This window comes from Kribbella sp. NPDC049227, from assembly GCF_043197265.1.
Taxonomy (GTDB): domain Bacteria; phylum Actinomycetota; class Actinomycetes; order Propionibacteriales; family Kribbellaceae; genus Kribbella.
This window is the reverse complement of record NZ_JBICST010000008.1, coordinates 373,717-392,442: the sequence shown is the minus strand read 5'-3', so window position 1 is coordinate 392,442 and position 18,726 is coordinate 373,717. Positions and strand designations below refer to the sequence as shown.

General features: G+C 69.2%; 20 protein-coding genes. 11 read left to right on the top strand and 9 right to left on the bottom strand.

Annotated features, from left to right (window positions below; translation table 11 throughout):
- Positions 1-46 precede the first annotated feature (46 nt).
- From ACGFH6_RS35035 to ACGFH6_RS35020, 4 genes are all read left to right on the top strand, one after another.
- Positions 47-907: an esterase/lipase family protein gene (locus ACGFH6_RS35035; RefSeq protein ID WP_393392779.1), complete on the top strand. Its 861-nt coding sequence runs from the start codon at positions 47-49 to the stop codon at positions 905-907.
- 211 nt (positions 908-1,118) lie between these two features.
- A complete protein-coding gene (locus ACGFH6_RS35030) occupies positions 1,119-2,009 on the top strand; it encodes a M23 family metallopeptidase (protein WP_393392776.1) in 891 nt (296 codons plus the stop codon).
- 42 nt (positions 2,010-2,051) lie between these two features.
- The gene (locus tag ACGFH6_RS35025) at positions 2,052-2,570 is read left to right on the top strand and encodes a DUF6886 family protein (RefSeq protein WP_393392773.1); all 519 of its coding nucleotides are present in this window, start codon (positions 2,052-2,054) and stop codon (positions 2,568-2,570) included.
- Positions 2,567-3,865 carry a lanthionine synthetase LanC family protein gene (locus ACGFH6_RS35020; protein WP_393392771.1) on the top strand — a complete coding sequence of 433 codons (1,299 nt, stop codon included), beginning with the start codon at positions 2,567-2,569 and terminating at the stop codon, positions 3,863-3,865. Before ACGFH6_RS35025 ends, ACGFH6_RS35020 begins: the two co-directional genes overlap by 4 nt.
- Here the strand turns inward: ACGFH6_RS35020 and ACGFH6_RS35015 are convergent.
- From ACGFH6_RS35015 to pcrA, 4 genes are all read right to left on the bottom strand, one after another.
- Positions 3,855-4,835, bottom strand: coding sequence for an NAD(P)-dependent alcohol dehydrogenase (locus ACGFH6_RS35015; protein ID WP_393392768.1), 981 nt, complete (start codon positions 4,833-4,835; stop codon positions 3,855-3,857). The two genes, ACGFH6_RS35020 and ACGFH6_RS35015, sit on opposite strands and share 11 nt — an antisense overlap.
- Positions 4,836-4,914: 79 nt before the next feature.
- On the bottom strand, positions 4,915-5,592 hold the full coding sequence (locus tag ACGFH6_RS35010; protein WP_393392766.1) for a TetR/AcrR family transcriptional regulator: 678 nt from the start codon (positions 5,590-5,592) through the stop codon (positions 4,915-4,917).
- Between the two features lie 45 nt (positions 5,593-5,637).
- Positions 5,638-6,201 (bottom strand): hypothetical protein, encoded by a 564-nt coding sequence (locus ACGFH6_RS35005; RefSeq protein ID WP_360451303.1) that lies wholly within the window; start codon positions 6,199-6,201, stop codon positions 5,638-5,640.
- Positions 6,202-6,320: 119 nt separating this feature from the next.
- Positions 6,321-8,639, bottom strand: a complete 2,319-nt coding sequence (gene pcrA, locus ACGFH6_RS35000) for a DNA helicase PcrA (protein WP_393392762.1) — start codon at positions 8,637-8,639, stop codon at positions 6,321-6,323.
- Between the two features lie 108 nt (positions 8,640-8,747).
- Between pcrA and ACGFH6_RS34995 the strand changes: the two genes are divergently transcribed.
- Both ACGFH6_RS34995 and ACGFH6_RS34990 read left to right on the top strand, forming a co-directional pair.
- Positions 8,748-9,392 carry a class I SAM-dependent methyltransferase gene (locus ACGFH6_RS34995; protein WP_393392759.1) on the top strand — a complete coding sequence of 215 codons (645 nt, stop codon included), beginning with the start codon at positions 8,748-8,750 and terminating at the stop codon, positions 9,390-9,392.
- Complete coding sequence (locus tag ACGFH6_RS34990) at positions 9,392-10,279, top strand: alpha/beta hydrolase (RefSeq protein ID WP_393392756.1); 888 nt, start codon at positions 9,392-9,394, stop codon at positions 10,277-10,279. Before ACGFH6_RS34995 ends, ACGFH6_RS34990 begins: the two co-directional genes overlap by 1 nt.
- A gap of 3 nt (positions 10,280-10,282) precedes the next feature.
- Here ACGFH6_RS34990 and ACGFH6_RS34985 read toward each other — a convergent pair whose 3' ends face one another.
- Positions 10,283-10,660 carry a hypothetical protein gene (locus ACGFH6_RS34985; protein WP_393392753.1) on the bottom strand — a complete coding sequence of 126 codons (378 nt, stop codon included), beginning with the start codon at positions 10,658-10,660 and terminating at the stop codon, positions 10,283-10,285.
- A 97-nt stretch (positions 10,661-10,757) separates the two neighbouring features.
- Here ACGFH6_RS34985 and ACGFH6_RS34980 point away from each other — a divergent pair, with 97 nt between their 5' ends.
- Complete coding sequence (locus tag ACGFH6_RS34980) at positions 10,758-11,354, top strand: ClpP family protease (protein WP_393392751.1); 597 nt, start codon at positions 10,758-10,760, stop codon at positions 11,352-11,354.
- On the top strand, positions 11,354-11,962 hold the full coding sequence (locus ACGFH6_RS34975) for a ClpP family protease (protein ID WP_393392748.1): 609 nt from the start codon (positions 11,354-11,356) through the stop codon (positions 11,960-11,962). The genes ACGFH6_RS34980 and ACGFH6_RS34975 overlap by 1 nt, the downstream gene beginning before the upstream one ends.
- On the opposite strand, the gene ACGFH6_RS34970 is transcribed toward ACGFH6_RS34975, so the two are convergent.
- On the bottom strand, positions 11,942-13,072 hold the full coding sequence (locus tag ACGFH6_RS34970; protein WP_393392745.1) for a serine hydrolase domain-containing protein: 1,131 nt from the start codon (positions 13,070-13,072) through the stop codon (positions 11,942-11,944). The two genes, ACGFH6_RS34975 and ACGFH6_RS34970, sit on opposite strands and share 21 nt — an antisense overlap.
- Before the next feature lie 58 nt (positions 13,073-13,130).
- Here ACGFH6_RS34970 and ACGFH6_RS34965 point away from each other — a divergent pair, with 58 nt between their 5' ends.
- Entirely contained in the window at positions 13,131-13,859 is a 729-nt protein-coding gene (locus ACGFH6_RS34965; protein WP_393392742.1) for a PIG-L deacetylase family protein, read from the top strand.
- 40 nt (positions 13,860-13,899) lie between these two features.
- On the top strand, positions 13,900-14,631 hold the full coding sequence (locus ACGFH6_RS34960) for an alpha/beta fold hydrolase (protein WP_393392739.1): 732 nt from the start codon (positions 13,900-13,902) through the stop codon (positions 14,629-14,631).
- Between the two features lie 9 nt (positions 14,632-14,640).
- On the opposite strand, the gene ACGFH6_RS34955 is transcribed toward ACGFH6_RS34960, so the two are convergent.
- Positions 14,641-15,963 (bottom strand): aminopeptidase C, encoded by a 1,323-nt coding sequence (locus ACGFH6_RS34955; protein WP_393392736.1) that lies wholly within the window; start codon positions 15,961-15,963, stop codon positions 14,641-14,643.
- Positions 15,964-16,102: 139 nt separating this feature from the next.
- On the opposite strand from ACGFH6_RS34955, the gene rpsR reads away from it, so the two are divergent.
- On the top strand, positions 16,103-16,345 hold the full coding sequence (gene rpsR, locus ACGFH6_RS34950) for a 30S ribosomal protein S18 (RefSeq protein ID WP_131352936.1): 243 nt from the start codon (positions 16,103-16,105) through the stop codon (positions 16,343-16,345).
- A gap of 91 nt (positions 16,346-16,436) precedes the next feature.
- Here rpsR and ACGFH6_RS34945 read toward each other — a convergent pair whose 3' ends face one another.
- Positions 16,437-17,078: a response regulator gene (locus ACGFH6_RS34945; RefSeq protein WP_393392732.1), complete on the bottom strand. Its 642-nt coding sequence runs from the start codon at positions 17,076-17,078 to the stop codon at positions 16,437-16,439.
- Complete coding sequence (locus ACGFH6_RS34940; RefSeq protein WP_393392729.1) at positions 17,075-18,628, bottom strand: PspC domain-containing protein; 1,554 nt, start codon at positions 18,626-18,628, stop codon at positions 17,075-17,077. The genes ACGFH6_RS34945 and ACGFH6_RS34940 overlap by 4 nt, the downstream gene beginning before the upstream one ends.
- Positions 18,629-18,726: the final 98 nt, after the last annotated feature.

Genomic DNA, 18,726 nt, shown 5'->3' with positions numbered 1-18,726 from the left:
AGGTGATCGGACCAATCGGGGGGTCTGGTTGCGTGAGGAGGCGCCGATGAGTGCCTGGCAGGACGGCGTACGTGGCGCGGTGGACGGACTGCTGTACGGCGCCCGGTCCGCGGTCTCACCGCGGGTACTCCAGGGCGCGGCCGTCGAGATCGGCTGGCTCACCACGCACCTGGCGATGTACCCGCTCGGCCTGGTCGGCAGCTCGGGCTCCCGCACCGAGCGGCTCACCCTGACCGGTCTGACTCCGGCCCAGCGCGGCCTGCTGGTCAGCGACGTCAGAGCCGCCGGTACGCCGATCCTGCTGGCACACGGGATCATCGACAACCACACCATCTTCGCGCTGATGCGCCGGCAACTGGTGCGTCGCGGGTTCAGCAGCATCCACACGTTCTCGTACTCCCCGCTCACGCTGGACGTCCGTCGTACCGCAGAACGGATGGGCGAGGAGATCGAGGCGATCTGCGAGGCGTCCGGGTCGGACCAGATCCACGTGATCGGACACAGCCTCGGCGGGCTGATCGCGCGGTACTACGTCCAGCGGCTCGGCGGTGATCAGCGGGTGCACACCTGCGTCACGCTCGGGACGCCGCACCAGGGCACCGTCGCGGCCCGGCTGCTGCCGTGGCCCCTGGTGAAGCAGGTGCGGCCGGACAGCGACCTGATGGCCGAACTGGCCGAGCCGGCGTCCGGATGCCGGACGAGGTTCGTCGCGTTCTACAGCGATGTCGACCAACTGATCGTGCCGCAGCGGCGGGCCCGGATCCGGCACGCCGATCTGGTCGCGAGTAATCTGCGGGTTCGCGGCGTGGGCCACCTGTCGCTGCCGTTCCACGGCGACGTCGTGCGTCAGATCACCGAGATGCTGGCCCACCTGGACGAGCAGGACGCCGCTGCGGGAACCGCCTGACGAGTCAGCTTTCCAGGCACCGACGGCGAATGCACGTGCAGCCGCTCATGCAAAAGTTTCGTGAAGGACCTCGCCAAAAGGGGGTGGCGGGGTTTGTGGCCTCGTGACCCATCCGTTATGGTGCATGAGCCCGCCGGGGGAATAAATCCTCCGGAGGGTGCATAGATTCAAGCCCCTCCTAGCCCCTCCCCTGTGACCGAAAGGCCACGTTGTGTCCCAGCACCGTGCCGCGGGAGACCGCGTCACGCCCGGCAACGCTGCGCGCAATCCCGGCGCAGGACGTCACAGTGCCAAGCATCGCGTCGCCAGGCGTAACACCCCCAGCAGTACCCAGATCGTCGGTCTGACCGCGGCCCTGGCCGCGGCGGCAGGAGCTGTGGGATTCAGCCACAGCACCCTGGCCTCGCCGACGCAGGCCAACTCGGCGGTGAACCTCGCCGCACTCAGCCTGGACAACGGTTCGATGTCCGGCATCACCACGGCCCGCATCCAGGCGCGCCAGCTCGCCACCCGTGACTCCTCCCGGGTCCAGCTGGCCGGCAACGACACGAACAAGAAGCAGGCCGCGGCCGCTCAGCTGGCCAAGGCCCGGGCGGCGAAGCTCACCGCGACCCAGGCGCTGACCAGCAAGCGCGCCTCCGCCCTCGCCAAGGCCAAGGCCGCGGCCGACGCGGCGGAGAAGAAGGCCCGCGAGTCCGCCACCCGCTGCGAGATCATGCTGACCGGCTACCACATCACCGCGACCTTCGGTCAGGGCGGCAGCCGCTGGGCCCGCAACCACACCGGCCTGGACTTCGCCGCTCCGGTCGGCACCACCGTCCGCAGCGTGATGAAGGGCGTCGTGATCTTCGCCGACTGGGCCGGGGCGTACGGTCGCCAGGTTCAGGTCCGGCACGAGGACGGCACGGTCACCTGGTACAACCACATGTCGAAGTTCAGCGTGTCGGTCGGCGAGACCGTGTACGCCGGTGACCAGGTCGGCGCGGTCGGGATGACCGGCAACACCACCGGGCCGCACATGCACTTCGAGGTTCACCCCGACGGCGGCGAGGCGATCGACCCGGCGCCGTGGCTGCGCGACCACTGCGGCCTGAACCCGTAAATCCTCAGGCCCCCACCCGGCGATCTGACTAAGCTGCCGAGCATGCGCCCGGCACCTGGTGAGGTCCTGCATTTCTCCGAAGATCCGACCATCGAGGTCTTCCGGCCGCACGTCGCCAAGACGACGCGAGAGGCCACGCCGTATGTCTGGGCCGTCGGCTACGACCGCGCCCCCGACTACTGGTTCCCCCGGCAGTGCCCGCGCGCGATGGCATGGGTCGGGCCCAGCACCACCCCTGACGACCGTGACCGCATCATCGGAGTCGGCTCCGGGACTCGCGTGCACGCGGTCGAGTACGGCTGGCTGGACGCGATGCGCTCCGTCGAGCTGTACGCCTATCGCCTGCCGGCGAAGGAGTTCGAGGAGTTCGACGCAGCGTTCGTCGCGACCACTGAGGTCCGGCCGCTCGGTCCGCCCGAACGCATTGGCGACCTGTTCGAGCTGCACGACGAAGCCGGCATCCAGTTGCGCGTCCTGCCCCGCCTGCACGACTTCTGGGCGGAGACCACCACCAGCACCCTCGAGTGGAGCGGCATCCGGCTCCGCAACGCCCGCCCATGACGCCGTACGTCGAACTGGGCGAAGCATCCTGGACCTGGGTGCTCGAGCAGGTGCAGTGGGACGACGACGGGCCGTGGATCCCGGAGGCGGCCGGTGGTGAGAAGCCGACCGAGTACCGCGACGGCATGCACAGCGGCGTCGGCGGCCTCGCCCACACCCTGGCCGAGATCCAACTCACGCGCCCGTGGACCGCCGACGAGCAACGCCTCGCCTCAGCCCTCGCCGACCGCATCCGCACGACGATCCCGGCGGACACCTCGATCACGTACTTCGACGGCCTCGCCAGCTCGATCGGCGTCCTCACCGCGCTCGGCGAGCCTGGTTCCGGCGGCGCGGTCGGGCGCGCGCTGGAGATCGCTACGAAGGATGGCTGGCCCGAAAGCTTCCTGGAGGCGGAGGACAGGTACTACCCGGGTGCGGTCGCCAATGACGTCACGCTCGGGACCGGAGCCGCACTGATGGCCGCGCTGTGGGCCGTCCGCCGCGGCGAGAGCGGCCGCCCCCTGGCCGACCTGGCCGCGGACCTGCTGCTGGGCGAGAAGGAGGAGTTGCCCACCGGTCTGAACTGGCAGTTCGTGTCGCGACGGTTCAAGACCGAGGAACCGACCGAGATGCCGAACTTCTCGCACGGACTGGCAGGGATCGCGGCGGTGCTGACAGTCGCCGGGGTCGAGCTGGAGCGGCCGGAGTTGGTCGACGCGGGACGGCGTGGTGCCGAGCATCTTGTGACGCTGGGGATCAACGACAGCAAGGGATTCCGGGTGCCGCGAGTGATCCCGTGGGCAGAGCGCCACGGCGACGAGTACACCTACAACTGGTGTCACGGCGGCGCGGGTACGGCGTTGTTGTTCAGCGCAATCGAGTACGCCGGCGTGGACCAGGTTGCCGGTGAGTCGCCGACGATCTGGCGCCGGCGGTGTCTGGACAGCGTCCGGTACTCCGGGATCCCCGAGCGGCTCCACCCGGGCTTCTGGGACAACGACGGACGCTGCTGCGGTACGGCGGGAGCCGGCGACGCGTTCCTGGATGCGTGGCACCGCGATCGCGACCCGCGGGACCTGGAGTTCGCCGTACGGCTCGCGGATGCCGTGGTGGATCGGGCGATCCATGACGGCGGGTCGGCGTACTGGCGGTTCGTGGAGCACAAGAACGAGGATCCGCTGCTGCCACCGGGGGTGGGCTGGATGCAGGGTGCGGCCGGGATCGCGGCGTACCTGTTCCGGATCGAGCGGGTGCTGAGCGGCAGTGAGGACGCTGTGGAGCGGATGGACAACTGGTGGGCGCTCAGACGGTGATGACCACCTTGGCCCGGGCGTGGCCGGTCTCGACGTGGCGGATCGCGTCGGCCGCGGCGGCGAGCGGGTAGGTCCGGTCGACCACCGGCGTGAGCTTGCCGGCCTCGGCGAAGTCGCGAAGCGTCGCCAGATTGCCCCGGCTCGGGACCGCGTTGAAGAGCGTCACTCGCTGCGGCACGAAGGCGGCTGACAACTTCCCTCTGACCATCAGGCCGAGCGGACCGAAGAGGCTGCCGCCGGTGAACAGCCCGCCTCCTGACAGGAGGAGGGTGCCGCGGCGAACCAGGGCCCGCCGGAGGGCCGACAGGGACCGATTCCCGACCAGGTCGAGCACGACGTCGTACTGCTCACCGGTCCGGCTGAAATCGGTCTGCCGGTAGTCGACGACGTCGTCAGCGCCGAGTGACCGGACCAGGTCGACGTTCCCGGTGCTGCAGACCCCGGTCACTTCCGCGCCGAGGGCCTTGCCGATCTGGACGGCGAACGTCCCCACGCCGCCCGACGCACCGTTGATCAACAGGCGCTGGCCGGGCTGGAGCTTCGCGGTGTCACGCAGGCCGATCAGAGCGGTGTTCGCGGCCAGCGGGATGGCTGCGGCCTGCTCGTGGCTGAGGTTGGCGGGTTTGGTCTCGAACGATTGCGCCCGGACGGCGACGTACTCGGCGAAGGCTCCGGGCGCTTCGCCGTACACCTCGTCGCCGAGCTGCACCCCGGTCACCGCCGGGCCGACCGCTTCGACGGTGCCGGCGAAGTCGGTGCCGCGGATCGGGACGTTGGGCCGGCGCCAGCCGAGGTCGGCGGACGGGCGGGCGACGTAGGGATCGCCGCGCAGCACGTGCCAGTCGCGGGCGTTGACCGACGCCGCACGGACCTTGACCAGCACCTCGCGATCGGCCGGCACCGGCCGCTCGACGTCGGTGAACTCCAGAACATCCGGCGATCCGTACCGGCGTTGAACGATGGCTTTCATCGCATCCACCCCCAATTTTCTTACGTCGTAAGGCTGCCTTACGGCGTAAGAAAATGCAAGAGCTCGCAACGGCAGCGAACTACTTGAGTCGATCCAGACCGTCGAGGATCAGGTCGAGGGAGAACTCGAACTCGGCCTGGTCGTCACACCACCCGAGCGTGGACTCCGGGTCGTCGTGGGCGATCTCGGTCAGCATGCCGACCAGGTTCGGCAGTTGGTCCGCCAGGTCCGCGAGCATCCGCTCGGACTGGTCGCCCGCGCCGGCGGACGGATCGAACAGTTCCTGGGAGAACCCCAGCGCCCGGCTGCCCAGCGCGTGCAGGGCGTGGTGGGCAAGGTCGTACGAGAAGCCGCCGGACCGCATCAGCCCGACCAGGCGATCGTGGTACAGCACCACGGCCGGGCGCATCGTCGTACGGCTCTCGAGCAGTCTCGGCGCCCAAGGATGCCGGAGCATGATCTGCCGGGCGGTCAGAATCCGCTGCCGCATCGCGGACTTCCAGTCGCCCGGCTCACCGTCGTCGCGGTCGACGCTCTCGTTGAGCTCGGCCATCAGTACGTCGACGATGCCGTCGAACAGATCGTGCTTGTTGGCGACGTGGTAGTACAGCGACATGGCCTCGGCGCCGAGTGCTTCGCCGATCCGCCGCATCGTGACGGACTCCAGCCCGTCGGAGTCGGCGATCGCGACCGCGGCCCGCAGTACCCGGTCCCGGCTCAACGGGATCCGGGGTTCGGAGTTCGCCTGCACCGCCACGCGGATCCCCTTCCTACGCTTGATTCGTACAGCGTAAGGCAGGGTTCAGCGCTGCCAGACCTCGGCGGTGGTGAGGAACGCGGACGAGCCGGGCTTGTCGGGCGAGCCGTCGACCTGGACGAAGCCGGGAACGGACGCGCCGCCGATCGAGACCGTCGCCGACCGGACCGGGGCGATCACCAGGCTCAGGCTGTGACTGCCCTCGGCGAGCGGGAAGTCGTCGGTGGCGAACAGCCGCCGGTCCAGTACGCCGCCCATCTCGATCTGGATGTCGGCCGCCTTGGCGCTGAGGCCGTCGGCCAGGTTCATCGACACCTGGACCAGGTCGCGCTCGACCGCGGGCTCGTGCCACGGCAGGCCCTGCACCTCGATGAACGAGCGCACGAAGTACCGCTCCAGCCAGGAGGCCAGATCGACGTCCTCCGACACCACCCGGACGATGCCGTCGAACCAGAGCACGACCGCCGTACCGGAGCCGCGGATGGACCAGTCGACCATCCAGATCGAGGCGTACGCCGTCACCTTGCCGTTCTCGTCGAACAGCCGCAGCCCAGGGTTGGCCCCCGCCAGGATGATCCGGCGGTTGCTGCCAGCCGACGACTTGGACATGGGAGGACGCTTCCGGGAGGAGGCCGAAGAAGCCTTGATTGTCTCAATCTCCGGCTGGGACGCAATGTAAACGTCCAAAAGCTTGACCGGGATATGCCCGGGGCGTGACAGAGACGGTGTCAGATCTTCTCTACCGGCGCGTAGCGCAACAACAACCGCTTCACACCCTCGGACCCGAAGTCGATGTCTGCCTGCGCCTGCTGGCCGTCGCCGCGGACCACCACGACAGTGCCCATCCCGAAGCTGTCGTGGACCACCCGGTCCCCCGGGTTCAGGCTGATCACGGGCTTGTCGGACGCCGTACGACGGGCCGGCTCGTAGCGACTGGGGATGCCGCTGCCGGTCGACGTACCGGTGCCGGACCACCGGGTGATCGCCGACTCGTCCCGGCGCCAGTCGAGCAGTTCGGCCGGGATCTCCTCCAGGAACCGCGACGGCGGGTTGTGCTGCGGCGCGCCGTACGCCGAACGGACCGCGGCGCGGGAGATCGCCAGTCGCTGCCGGGCCCGGGTGATGCCGACGTACGCGAGCCGGCGCTCCTCCTCGAGCTCCTTCATGTCGGTCAGCGACCGGGAGTGCGGGAAGACGCCGTCCTCCATGCCGGTCAGGAACACCACCGGGAACTCCAGACCCTTCGCGGTGTGCAGGGTCATCAGCGTGACCACGCCACCGTCGTCGGCCGCGTCCGGGATCTGGTCCGCGTCGGCGACCAGGGCAACCCGCTCCAGGAACGCCTGCAGGTCGGCGGCCTCGCCGGCAGCGGTGCGCTCCTCGACGAACTCGCGGGCCACCGAGATGAACTCGTCCAGGTTCTCCAGCCGGGTCTCGTCCTGCGGATCCGTCGACTTCTGCAGCTCCTCGTAGTACCCCGAGCGGTGCAGTGCGACATCCAGGATGTCGTCCGGCGGTGCGCCCGAGTCGACCATCGCGGTCAGCTCGTCGAGAATGTCGACGAAGGCCTGTACGGCGTTCACGGACCGCGACGCCATCGCCGGGGCGTCCTGGGCCCGGCGCATCGCCTGCGCGAACGAGATGCGGTCCCGCGCGGCCAGCGACTCGATCGCCGCCTCGGCCCGGTCGCCGATGCCGCGCTTGGGCACGTTCATGATCCGGCGCAGCGAGACGGTGTCCTCCGGGTTCACCAGCACGCGCAGGTACGCGAGCGCGTCGCGGACCTCCTTGCGCTCGTAGAACCGGACGCCGCCGACCACCTTGTACGGATGGCCGGTGCGGATGAAGACCTCTTCGAACACCCGGGACTGTGCGTTGGTCCGGTAGAACACCGCCACGTCGGACGGCTTCACCCCGTCGGCGTCGGTGAGCCGGTCGATCTCGTCGGCGACGAACTGCGCCTCGTCGTGCTCGTTGTCGGCGACGTACACCGCGATCTGCTCGCCCTGGCCCTGGTCGGACCACAGGTTCTTCGCCTTGCGGCCCTCGTTGCGGCTGATCACCGCGTTCGCCGCGGACAGGATCGTCTGGGTGGAGCGGTAGTTCTGCTCCAGCAGGATCGTCTCGGCGTTGGTGAAGTCCTCCTCGAAGGCGAGGATGTTGCGGATCGTCGCGCCACGGAACGCGTAGATCGACTGGTCCGCGTCGCCGACCACCATCAGCTCCGCCGGCGGCGCGGTCGGGCCCATCCGGCCCGGCTCGTCCTCGCCACACAGCTCGCGGATCAGCGTGTACTGCGCGTGGTTGGTGTCCTGGTACTCGTCGACGAGGACGTGGCGGAACCGGCGGCGGTAGTACTCACGGACCTCCGGGAAGGCCTGCAGCAGGTTGACCGTGGTCATCAGCAGGTCGTCGAAGTCCAGCGCGTTCGCCTGGGCCAGCCGCTCCTGGTAGATCCGGTAGCACTCGGCGTACGTCTCCTCCAGGTGGTTGGAGGTCTTCGCCGCGGCCGTCTCGTGGTCGATCAACTCGTTCTTCTGGGTGCTGATCCAGTTCAGCACGGCGCGCGGGTTGTACCGCTTCACGTCCAGGTCGAGCTCGCGGCAGACCAGCGTCATCAGCCGGCGCGAGTCGGTGTCGTCGTAGATCGAGAACGTCGAGTTGATGCCGAACCGCTTGATGTCGCGGCGCAGGATCCGCACGCAGGACGAGTGGAACGTCGAGACCCACATCAGCTTCGCCCGCGGACCGACCAGGTCCACCACCCGCTCGCGCATCTCGGCGGCGGCCTTGTTGGTGAACGTGATCGCCAGGATGGACCCGGGGTGCGCGTCGCGGGCCGCCAGCAGGTAGGCGATCCGCCGGGTCAGCACCCGGGTCTTGCCCGAGCCGGCACCGGCGACCACGAGCAGTGGCTTGCCACCATGCACGACGGCGGCGCGCTGCTGCGGATTGAGCCCCTCGAGCAGCGCCTCCGGATCGGTCCGGTGCGTCGTGGGCTCCTCCAGCGGCACCGGCAGCTCATCAGGCGAGAACAGCGTAGTCATCACCCAATACCTTAGGCGCTCCCGCCGACAGTTACCGAACGCCGGTTCGAATCGGGTGTCGGCGTTCGTGGTTGACAGCACCCCACCGATGGGCCTTGGGTGGCATCGATGAGTGAGCGGGGGTCGCATCCGGTGTTCGCGCGGATCTACGCGCGCGTCCGTCCGGGCCTGGACGAGCACGGCGTGGCCGGGCACCGCAAGCGCCTGCTGGACGGACTGGCCGGCGAGATCGTCGAGATCGGTGCCGGCGACGGCGGGAACTTCGCCCACTACCCGGCCGAGGTGACGCGCGTGATCGCGGTCGAACCCGAGCCGTATCTCCGCTCGAAGGCCGAACGGCAGGCCGCGCTCGCCAAGGTCCGCGTCGAGGTCGTGACCGGTACGGCGGAACGCCTGCCGCTCGCGGACGGTTCGGTCGACGCCGTGGTGACTTCGCTCGTGTTGTGCTCGGTCCCGGACCAGGAGGTCGCGCTGGCGGAGGCCTTCCGCGCGCTGCGTCCGGGCGGCGAACTCCGCTTCTACGAGCACGTCGCAGCCGCACCCGGCCGGATGGAGACCGTCCAGAAGGTCCTCGACGCGACCATCTATCCGCGCGTGTCGGGCGGCTGCCATCTGCATCGGGACACGGCTGCCGCCATCGCCACCGCAGGCTTCACCATCACCGAGCTCGACCACTTCAAGTTCCCGCCGACAGGTTCCAACCCGGCCGCCCCGCACATCCTCGGCCGCGCCGTCCGCCCGGAGGACTCCTGATGCAGAGCGCTGAAGCCCGGTACAACGCCCTGGTCGATCAGGTCGAGGTGCTCTACAACGACGATCAGTTCGGTACGGCGCTCGGCCTGATGGAGACCGAGACCGGCGGACTGGACGAGTGGACCGCAGAGCTGGCCCACCTCAAAGCCTGTCTGTACGGCGCTTCCGGAGATGCGGACTCGGCACTGCGGACTCTCCAAGCGGCGAGCGCCGCAGGGGCATGGTGGCAGCCGTCGATCCTGACCGATGACGACGATCTGGCCGCGCTTCAGGAGCGACCTGAGTTCCAGGAGTTGGTCGCGGTGTCGGGTGAGCGGGTCGCGGACGACCCGCTGCCACCTCTCGTCGTGCTGCCCGCCGTGCCGGCTGTTGGCGTGGTGGTCGCGTTGCACGGTGCGGGACTGCGGGCGACACAGACAGCGCAAGACTGGGCCGGGGTGCTCGAGCTCGGCTACGGACTGGTGTGCGTGGAGTCGTCGCAGCGGATGTCGCCGATGTACCGGACCTGGCCCGATCGGGAGCGTGCCGCTGACGACATCGCCCGCGCGCTCGACCAGTTGCCTGCCGAGCTGAACGGCGTACCGGTGATCGCGGCGGGCTTCTCCGCCGGCGGACGTGCCGCCCTCGACTGGGCGCTGACCGCACATCCGGTCAAGGTTTCCGGTGCGGTCCTGGTGGCTCCCGCCCTTCGCGAGCTCCCGGCCACAGCGGCCGGGACGTTGTCTCCGGCAACGATTCTGATCGGCACCGACGACGACCTGCTCGAGGTGGTCGACGAGGCCGCCGGGCGGCTGACCTCGTTCGGCTTCACGATCGAGCGGCTGCCCGGCCTGGCCCACACCGTACCCACCGACTTCTCCAGCCGGTTGGAGAAGATCCTCGGCTGACGGTCAGGACAGCTGGCGGGTCAGGTGGAGTTCCACCGGGATGGAAGCGCCCAGCCACAGCATCTTGGCGCTGTGGTCGTCACACGAGGTGACGCGCAGTCCGGGGACGCCTTCGATCGTGCCCTCGTAGTCCTTGGCAGCGAGGTGGGCGACGACGTGGGCGAGCTCGGGGCCGTCCAGCCACTCGACCCGGGCCAGGTTGTGGCGCGCCTGCCACATGTCGACCCAACCGGCCGGATCCTCGCCGAACAGCGTCGTACGCAGGATGTCCGAGACCGCGCCGAGCAAGGTGGCGGACGGGGTGGCCATCAGTTCCAGCAGGAGGCGTTCCTGATCGGACAGGTCGTCGGCCACCAGGATCGCGTTGTCGCCCAGATTCACCCGCAGGAGCCTGCCACAGGTACAGCTTTGCTCTGAGCAGACTTGCCGTCAGCAGAAAAACTGGGGTGGGCCGGTTCGCCCGGTCAGTGTTGAGGGCATGGCTGAAGACAACAAACCCCCGCTGTTCAACGAGACCACGCGGCAACGGCTGCTCGCGCAGCGGATCGTCGTCCTGGACGGACAGCTCGACGACGACAACGGGACGCTGCTGGCGACCCAGATGCTGACGCTTGCGGCCGAGGACCCGAAGACCGACATCGCCTTGTGGATCCATTCCCTCGGCGGCTCGGTGCCGTCGATGCTGGCGATCCGGGACGTGATGCGGCTGGTGCCGTGCGACGTGTCGACGCTGGCGATCGGACTGGCCTGCAGCGCCGGGCAGTTCCTGCTGTCGGCCGGTACGCCGGGCAAGCGCTACGCACTGCGGCACGCGCGGGTCCTGATGCACCAGGGCTCGGCCGGGATCGGCGGGTCCGCGGTGGAGATCGAGATCCAGGCCAACGACCTGCGGCACATCCGCGACACGGTCCTGGCGCTGATCGCCGAGGACACCGGGCAGTCGTTCGACACCGTGCACGAGGACTCGCTGCACGACCACTGGTACACCGCCGAACAGGCCCGCGCGTACGGCTTCATCGACCACATCGTCGAGACCTTCGACCAAGTCATGCCCCAAGCAAAGGCGGCCGCCTGATGAGTACTTACACCATCCCGAACGTCATCGCCCAGCATCCGCGGGGCGAGCGGATCATGGACGTCTACTCGCACCTGCTCAGCGAGCGCATCATCTATCTCGGTACGGCGATCGACGCGGGCGTGGCGAACGCTCTGATCGCGCAACTGCTGCACCTGGAGGCGGACAAGCCCGACCAGGAGATCAACCTCTACATCAACTGCGAGGGCGGCGACATGACCGCGATGCTCGCGATCTACGACACCATGCAGTACATCCAGGCGCCGATCTCGACGTTGTGCGTCGGGCAGGCGATCGCGGCGGGCGCGGTCCTGCTGGCCGCCGGCGAGCAGGGGCGCCGGGCTCTCCTGCCGCACGCCCGCGTGGTCCTGCACCAGCCGGCCGCCCGCGGTCAGGGCACCATCCCGGACCTGATCCTGCAGGCCGACGAGGTGGTCCGGGTACGCGGACAGGTGGAGTCGATCCTGGCCGAGCACACCGGTCAGTCGATCGAGCGGCTGCGGCACGACACCGATCGGGACCACGTGCTGACCGCCCAGGAGGCGAAGGAGTACGGCATCGTCGACCAGGTGATCCAGCACCGGGTGTCACTGGCCGCCTTCGCCTGAGGCTGCGGTCCCGGCCGAGGTGGAGTCAGCGGCGGCGAGGACCGCGTCGGCGACAGCGGCGTGGTGAGCCATGTCGACCTTCGGGCGCCCGAGCCGGTCGGTGAGGTACGCGTAGGCGATCCGCCGGTCCGGGTCCGCCCAGCCGACACAGCAGTTGGTGCCGTTGTGCCCGAACGCGCGCGGGCTGCTCGTCGCGCCGAGCGACGAGATCGCGTCCGGCAGGAACCGCGGACCGCCGAGCTGGAAGCCCTGCGACCACCGGATCGGCGACCGCACGGTCCGGTCCAGCTCACCCTCGCTGGTCGGCTCCACTGCCACGGCCAGTGACTCGGGCCGCAGCACCCGTCCGGCCGGACCGACCCCGCCGTTCAACAGGGCCCGGTAGAACGCAGCCAGATCCCGTGCTGTGGTGGAGATGCCCGCCGCCGGTACGACGGCCTCACGGGTACTGCGCCGGTTCAGGACCGACTGGATGAACGGACCGGCAGGCCCGGACACCCGGACCGGGACGTGCCGGTCCCACTGGTCGGCGGGCAGCCCGAGATAGGTGTCGGCGACGCCCAGTGGTTCGAGGACGGAGCGCCGTACCAGCTCGTCGATCGGGAGACCGCTGCACCGGTGTGCGACCTCGCCGAGGATGAAGCCGAAGGCCAGCGGGCTGTACGCGACGGTGCCGAGCGGCCAGCGCGGTCCGGCTTCCTCGATCCGCTCCAGCGAGCGGTCCCAGTCCGCCATCGAGCGCACGTCTCCGAGGTACGACTTGCCCACGGTCAGGCCGGAGCGGTGCTGCAGCACGTGGCGGACCGTGATGTCGCGCTTGCCGTTGTGCGCGAACCCAGGCCAGTACGCCGCCACCGCATCGTCCAGGTGGAGCCGCCCGGACTCGACCAGCCGGTGGATCACGACGGCGATGTACGGCTTGCCGGCCGAGAACAGCCAGAACAGCGCGTCGGGCGGACAGCCGAACGACAGGTCGACGGCCACCCGGCCGTCCTTGATCACACACAGCTGCGCGACCCCGGGCCGGCCCCGGACCAGCTGGACCGCCTCACCCAGCCGGTCGGCGTCCAGACCGGCGTCCCGCGGTTCGCAGTCGCCCCCGAAATCCATCGGCTTCACCTCCCCCTGTCAACCAGCTTGCCGCGCAGGACAAGTTAGGGTCGATCAGGTGAGCGTGCCTGAGGGGAATCCGCGTCCGGACAACGAGATCGAGCGGGTGCTGGTGGTGGTCGCCCATCCGGACGACATCGACTTCGGCGGCGCCGGCACGGTGGCGCTGTGGACCAAGGCCGGCATCGAGGTGCAGTACTGCATCGTCACCGACGGCCAGGCCGGCGGCTTCGAGCCGGATCGGGACCGTGCCGAGATCCCCGCCGTACGACGGGCCGAGCAGACCGCCGCCGCGCAGCACGTCGGCGTCCGGGACCTGCACTTCCTCGGCTACACCGACGGCGCGGTCGAGCCGACGCTCGAGCTGGTCCGCGACATCAGCCGGGTGATCCGCAAGGTCCGTCCGCAGCGCCTGCTCACCCAGTCGCCGGAGCGGGTGTGGTCGCGCCTGCAGGTCTCGCACCCCGACCACCTGGCCGCGGCGGAGGCCGCGGTCCGGGCGTTCTACCCGGCCGCCGGCAACCCGTACGCGTACCCGGACATGGCCGAGGAAGCCTGGGACGTCGACGAGCTCTGGATGATTGACCACCCGCAGATCAACCACTACGTCGACATCACCGACACCTTCGACCAGAAGCTGGCGGCGTTGATGTCACACACCAGCCAGCACCGCGACCCCGACGGCCTCCGCACCGGAATCCGGGCCCACTTCGCCCAGGTCGCCACCGGCGCGGGCATGCCACCGAACCACTACGCCGAGGACTTCACGGTCATCCGGCTGCGCTAATTGCTTTGCGGGTACGTAGGCGAGGAGACAGGGTGCGCACATGACGATCAAACATTGGGTGGTTGGAGATGGGCCCGCCGTGCTGTTGGTGCACGCGGGCGTGGCGGATGCGCGGATGTGGGCCCGGCAGGTCGAGGAGCTGCGCCAGGACCACCGGGTGATCACGGTGGATCTGCGCGGGTACGGCGAGACTGCGCTCGAGGTGGGCGCGAAGTACTCCGACGCGGGGGATCTGCTCGCGGTGCTCGACGAGGCCGGCGCCGAGTCGGTGGCCGCCATCGGATCGTCGTACGGCGGGTACGTCGTGCAGCAGGCGGCGAGCCGGCAGCCGGAGCGGTTCAACCGGCTGGTGCTGCTGTGTGCACCGACGGATGACGTGCAGCCGACGGACGATCTGCGCGCGGTGTGGGCCCAGGAGAACGAGCTGATCGAGGCCGGCGACGTCGACGGCGCCACGGACCTGATGGTGCGGAGCTGGATCGGACCGGACGCGGACGACGACGCGCGGGAACTGCTCCGGGCAATGCAGAAGCGGGCGTACGAGCTTCAGCTCGCGGCGGGTGACGTCGACAACGAGGAGTACGCCGTCGAGCCGGAGAAGCTGACCATGCCGGTGCGGTTGATCACCGGTGCGCACGACTTCCGCTTCTTCGCCGACTGCGCGACGTACCTGGCCGAACGGCTGCTGAACGTCGAGCGGATCGACCTGCCGTGGGCCGGGCACCTGCCGACGCTGGAGCGCCCCGGCGAGGCCGGGGCGCTCATCAGCTAGCGGCCTACCTCAGTCGGCCAGGGCGCCCATCGGGTCCCAGGCCGGGAGCACGATCGGCTCGTCGTCGAGACGCGCCTGCAGCTCGGCCGGCAGGGCCGAGCGGCGGACCGCGATCTCGAAGACGTGCTCGGCGTACCACGAGTCGTTCATGGTCCAGAAGCCGCTGTCGGCCTTCTCGTCGCCCCAGCTGTTCTCGACCCGCCAGCGGCGCGGCTTGCCGTCGAGCACGTCGACACCGGTGAACAGCATCGCGTGCGTCATCAGCGTCTCGTGGTGCACCAGCCGCTCGGCCTTGTCGAGCGAGAACTCGGTGTCGTAGACGGAGCCGTAGTCGTACAGCTTGGCGTCCCAGAAGCCGAGGTCGCCGCTCATCTGCTTGCCGACGTCGCAGCCGAACCAGACCGGCTCACCGCCGACGATCGCGTCCTGGGTGAGCTGCTTCATCAGGTCGATGTCGACGTTCAGGTACACCACCGGCGGCGCGTCGATGACGTTGCCGAGGTAGTCGACGGTGAAGGTCTTGCCGACCGGGCTGGACTCGCGCGGGTCGTGCACCAGGCAGACGTACTCGTCGACCGGCAGTTGCACGTACGCCGCGGCGAACTCGGCCGGTGTGGTCCAGCCGTCGCGGTGGAAGCCCTTGTCGCTGTCCTTCCACTGCCACAGGAACTTCTGCGGCGGCGTACCGAGGTGGATGCTCAGCACCCGGTGCACGGTGGTCAGGATCTCCTGCTTGCGGGCCCGCTGCGCCTCCAGGCCGTCCAGCGCCCGCAGGTCGCGCGCGCCCTGGCGCAGCAGCTTGCGGAGGATGTCGTTCATCTGCGCGGTCGCCGACGAGCTCTCGGTCTCCGGCATCGCCGTCTTCGGCACCAGGCCGTGCTTACGGACCAGTGCGACGAACATGTTCCACTGGCCGCCGTCACCGATCGGGTCGGACAGCAGGTGCGCGACGGTCCGGTCGTCGGCGTCCCGCCCGGCGGTCTCGATGATCGCCTCGAGGAAGAAGTTCGAGCGCTCGAACTTGTCCCAGAACAGGACGTAGTTCTGCGAGAACTCGAAGTCCTTGACGCCCAACTTGCCGGCCGCGCCGACGCGGAGCAGGTTGAGTCCGGCGAACAGCCAGCAACGGCCGCTCTTCTTCTGGTTGGTCACCTTCCAGTCGTCCAGCAGATTCGACACCGAGTGGTCGATCGAGGTGACGACCTGGCGGTCGAGGGCAATGGTGTTGACCGGCGTCTGCGTGACGGCGTTCTGCATCACCCGGTACTGCGGGTTCGATGCGAACTCCTTCTCGAAGAGCGCGAGCTGTTCGGCTGTGAGATTCCGCTCCATAGTTGTCGACGGTATAACAGCGACCAAGCCGGTAGCGCCTCAGCCGGGGTGGCGAATCAATGCCCTGTCCAAAACCCGCCACCCACGAGGCCTTGCGTTATGCTAAATGAAAACGACATTCAAATAAGGAGGACAGCAGATGCCCCGACGTCCGGCCCCGACCGGCAAGCGCAAGCCGAAGCAGAATCCGCTCGACCGCGACGGCATCACCTACATCGACTACAAGGACACCGCGCTGCTGCGCAAGTTCATCTCCGACCGCGGCAAGATCCGCTCCCGCCGCGTCACCGGCCTGTCGGTGCAGCAGCAGAAGCAGGTCGCCCGCGCGATCAAGAACGCTCGCGAGATGGCACTGCTCCCCTACACCTCGGCCAATCGCTGAGGTCGACGGCGGGTTATGTCACCGCTGACGTGATCGGTTCCCGTCAGTCGTGAAACAACCCGCCAGCGGGCCGGACAGTTGCCGGTGGCAATCAGACCAGGCGGCGGTCGGTGGCCCAGCGGGTCAGCTCGTGGCGGTTGGACAACTGCAGCTTGCGCAGTACCGAGGAGACGTGCGTCTCGACCGTCTTGACCGAGATGTACAGCTCCCGGGCGACCTCCTTGTACGCGTAGCCGCGGGCGATCAGGCGCAGTACCTCGCGCTCGCGCTGGGAGAGCCGGTCCAGGTCCTCGTCGACCGAGGCGATGTCGATGGCGCCGGAGAAGGCGTCCAGCACGAAGCCGGCCAGCCGCGGTGAGAACACCGCGTCACCGTCGGCGACCCGGCTGATCGCGTCGACCAGTTCGGCGCCGCTGATGTTCTTGGTGACATAGCCGCGGGCGCCGGCCCGGATCACGCCGATCACGTCCTCGGCCGCGTCCGACACCGACAGCGCGAGGAACTTGATCTCCGGGTGCCGCTGGTGCACCTGCTTCATCACCTCGGTGCCACCACCACCGGGCAGGTGGACGTCGAGCAGCACGACGTCCGGCTCGGTTCCGACGATCGCCTTCACGGCGGTGTCGACGTCGGATCCCTCCCCGACGATGTCGACCGAGGCGCCGATCTCGCTGCGCACCCCGGCCCTGAACATGTCGTGATCGTCGACGACGACAACGCGCCTGCTGCTCATCTGTCCATCTCCAGTCGCACTTCGGTCCCTGTCTCCGGATCGGACCGCACCGTTGCGCGGCCGCCGTGCCGTTCCATCCTGCCCAACACACTGTGCCGCAGGCCGAGCCTGTCGTCCGGCACGCCGTCGACGTCGAACCCCTTGCCGCGGTCCCGGACGAACATCTCCGCCCGGTCGCCGTCCACCTCGACGAACACGTCGATCTTGGCCGCACCGGAGTGCTTGGCCGCGTTCACCATCGACTCGCGCGCGGCCCGGACCATCGCCGACAGCCCTTCGGTCATGTCGCAGTCGCCGACCGTGACCACCTCGACCGGAACCCCGTGCGAGTCCTCGACCTCGGCGGCGGCCCGCTTGGCGGCTCCCGCCAGCGTCTGGTCGGTCTTGTCGTCCTCGTCGTACAGCCAGGACCGCAGTTCACGCTCCTGCGACCGCGCCAGCGTGGCGACGGCGCGCGGGTCGTTCGCCTGCTTCTGGATCAGCGCGAGCGTCTGCAGCACCGAGTCGTGCAGGTGCGCGGCCATGTCGGCGCGCTCCTGGGAGCGGATCCGCTCGGCCCGCTCGGTGTTCAGGTCGCGGGTCAGCCGGTGCACCCACGGCCCGGCGATGACACCGATACCGACGACCGCGAGCAGCAGCGCGATCAGTACGTCGCCGACCATCGAGAGCCGGCCGTTCTGCACCAGGAACACGGTCACCGCGGTCCCGAGCAGGATCAGGCCGATGCCGATCCGGATCAGCGACTTCCAGCCGCCCTTGCCGAGCAGGATGCCGAGGAACGAGAAGCGCCCGTAGTCCCGGGTCCAGGCGGCCTTCTGGCTCTCGTCGGCCTGCCGCCAGATCAGCGCCAGACCGGTGACGGCGAACACCAGCGGCCAGAACATCTTCCCGGCGATCCCGAGCCCGGCCACCTGCAGCAGGAGCAGCAGCCCGACACCGATCGCGACCAGGGCCGTCACCTGGCTCTTGCTCTTCTCCCGCCGCCGCGCCTTGGCCTCGGTCACCGGGGGCGGAGCCTCGTCGGACCGCAGTCCGCTTCGCGTGTGCGCGGCCAGCCCCGGCGCCGCCGGCATCCCCGGGGTCGCCAGCGGCATCAGGAACCACAGCGCGGCGTAGATCAGGACGCCGAACCCACCGAACACGGTGGTGGCGATCAGCACGAGGCGTACGACGGTGTCCGAGACGCCGAGGTGGTCCGCGATCCCACCGGCCACACCGGCGATGATCCGTCCCTCGGTACGGCGGTAGGCCCGGCGTACCGGCGGTGCGTCCGGCGTCGGCCGGGTCTGCTGGCCTGCTCCGGCGTACGCGGCTCCCGCGGGACCGGAGTACGGGCCCTGGCCGGAGTACGGCGGGCCGGCGTACGGCGGGACCTGTCCGGCGTAGGCGGCGTACGGGCCTTGGTACTGTCCAGGTCCTTGCGGGCCCCAGCCCTTGTACTGCCACTGACCGTCGCCCTGTTGGCCCGGTCCCTGCCCATGCGGCGGCTCGGGTGGGGTCCCGGAAGGGGAGGACCCGCCCGACGGCGCGGCTGCGGCTGGATGGCTCATCCCCACGATCGTCACACGCCGGAAGGGCCGACACCAGCAGGCTTGTCCCGGGCCGGCTCCTCAGCGGCGGTCCGCCAGGCTCAGGGTCGGCTCGGGGA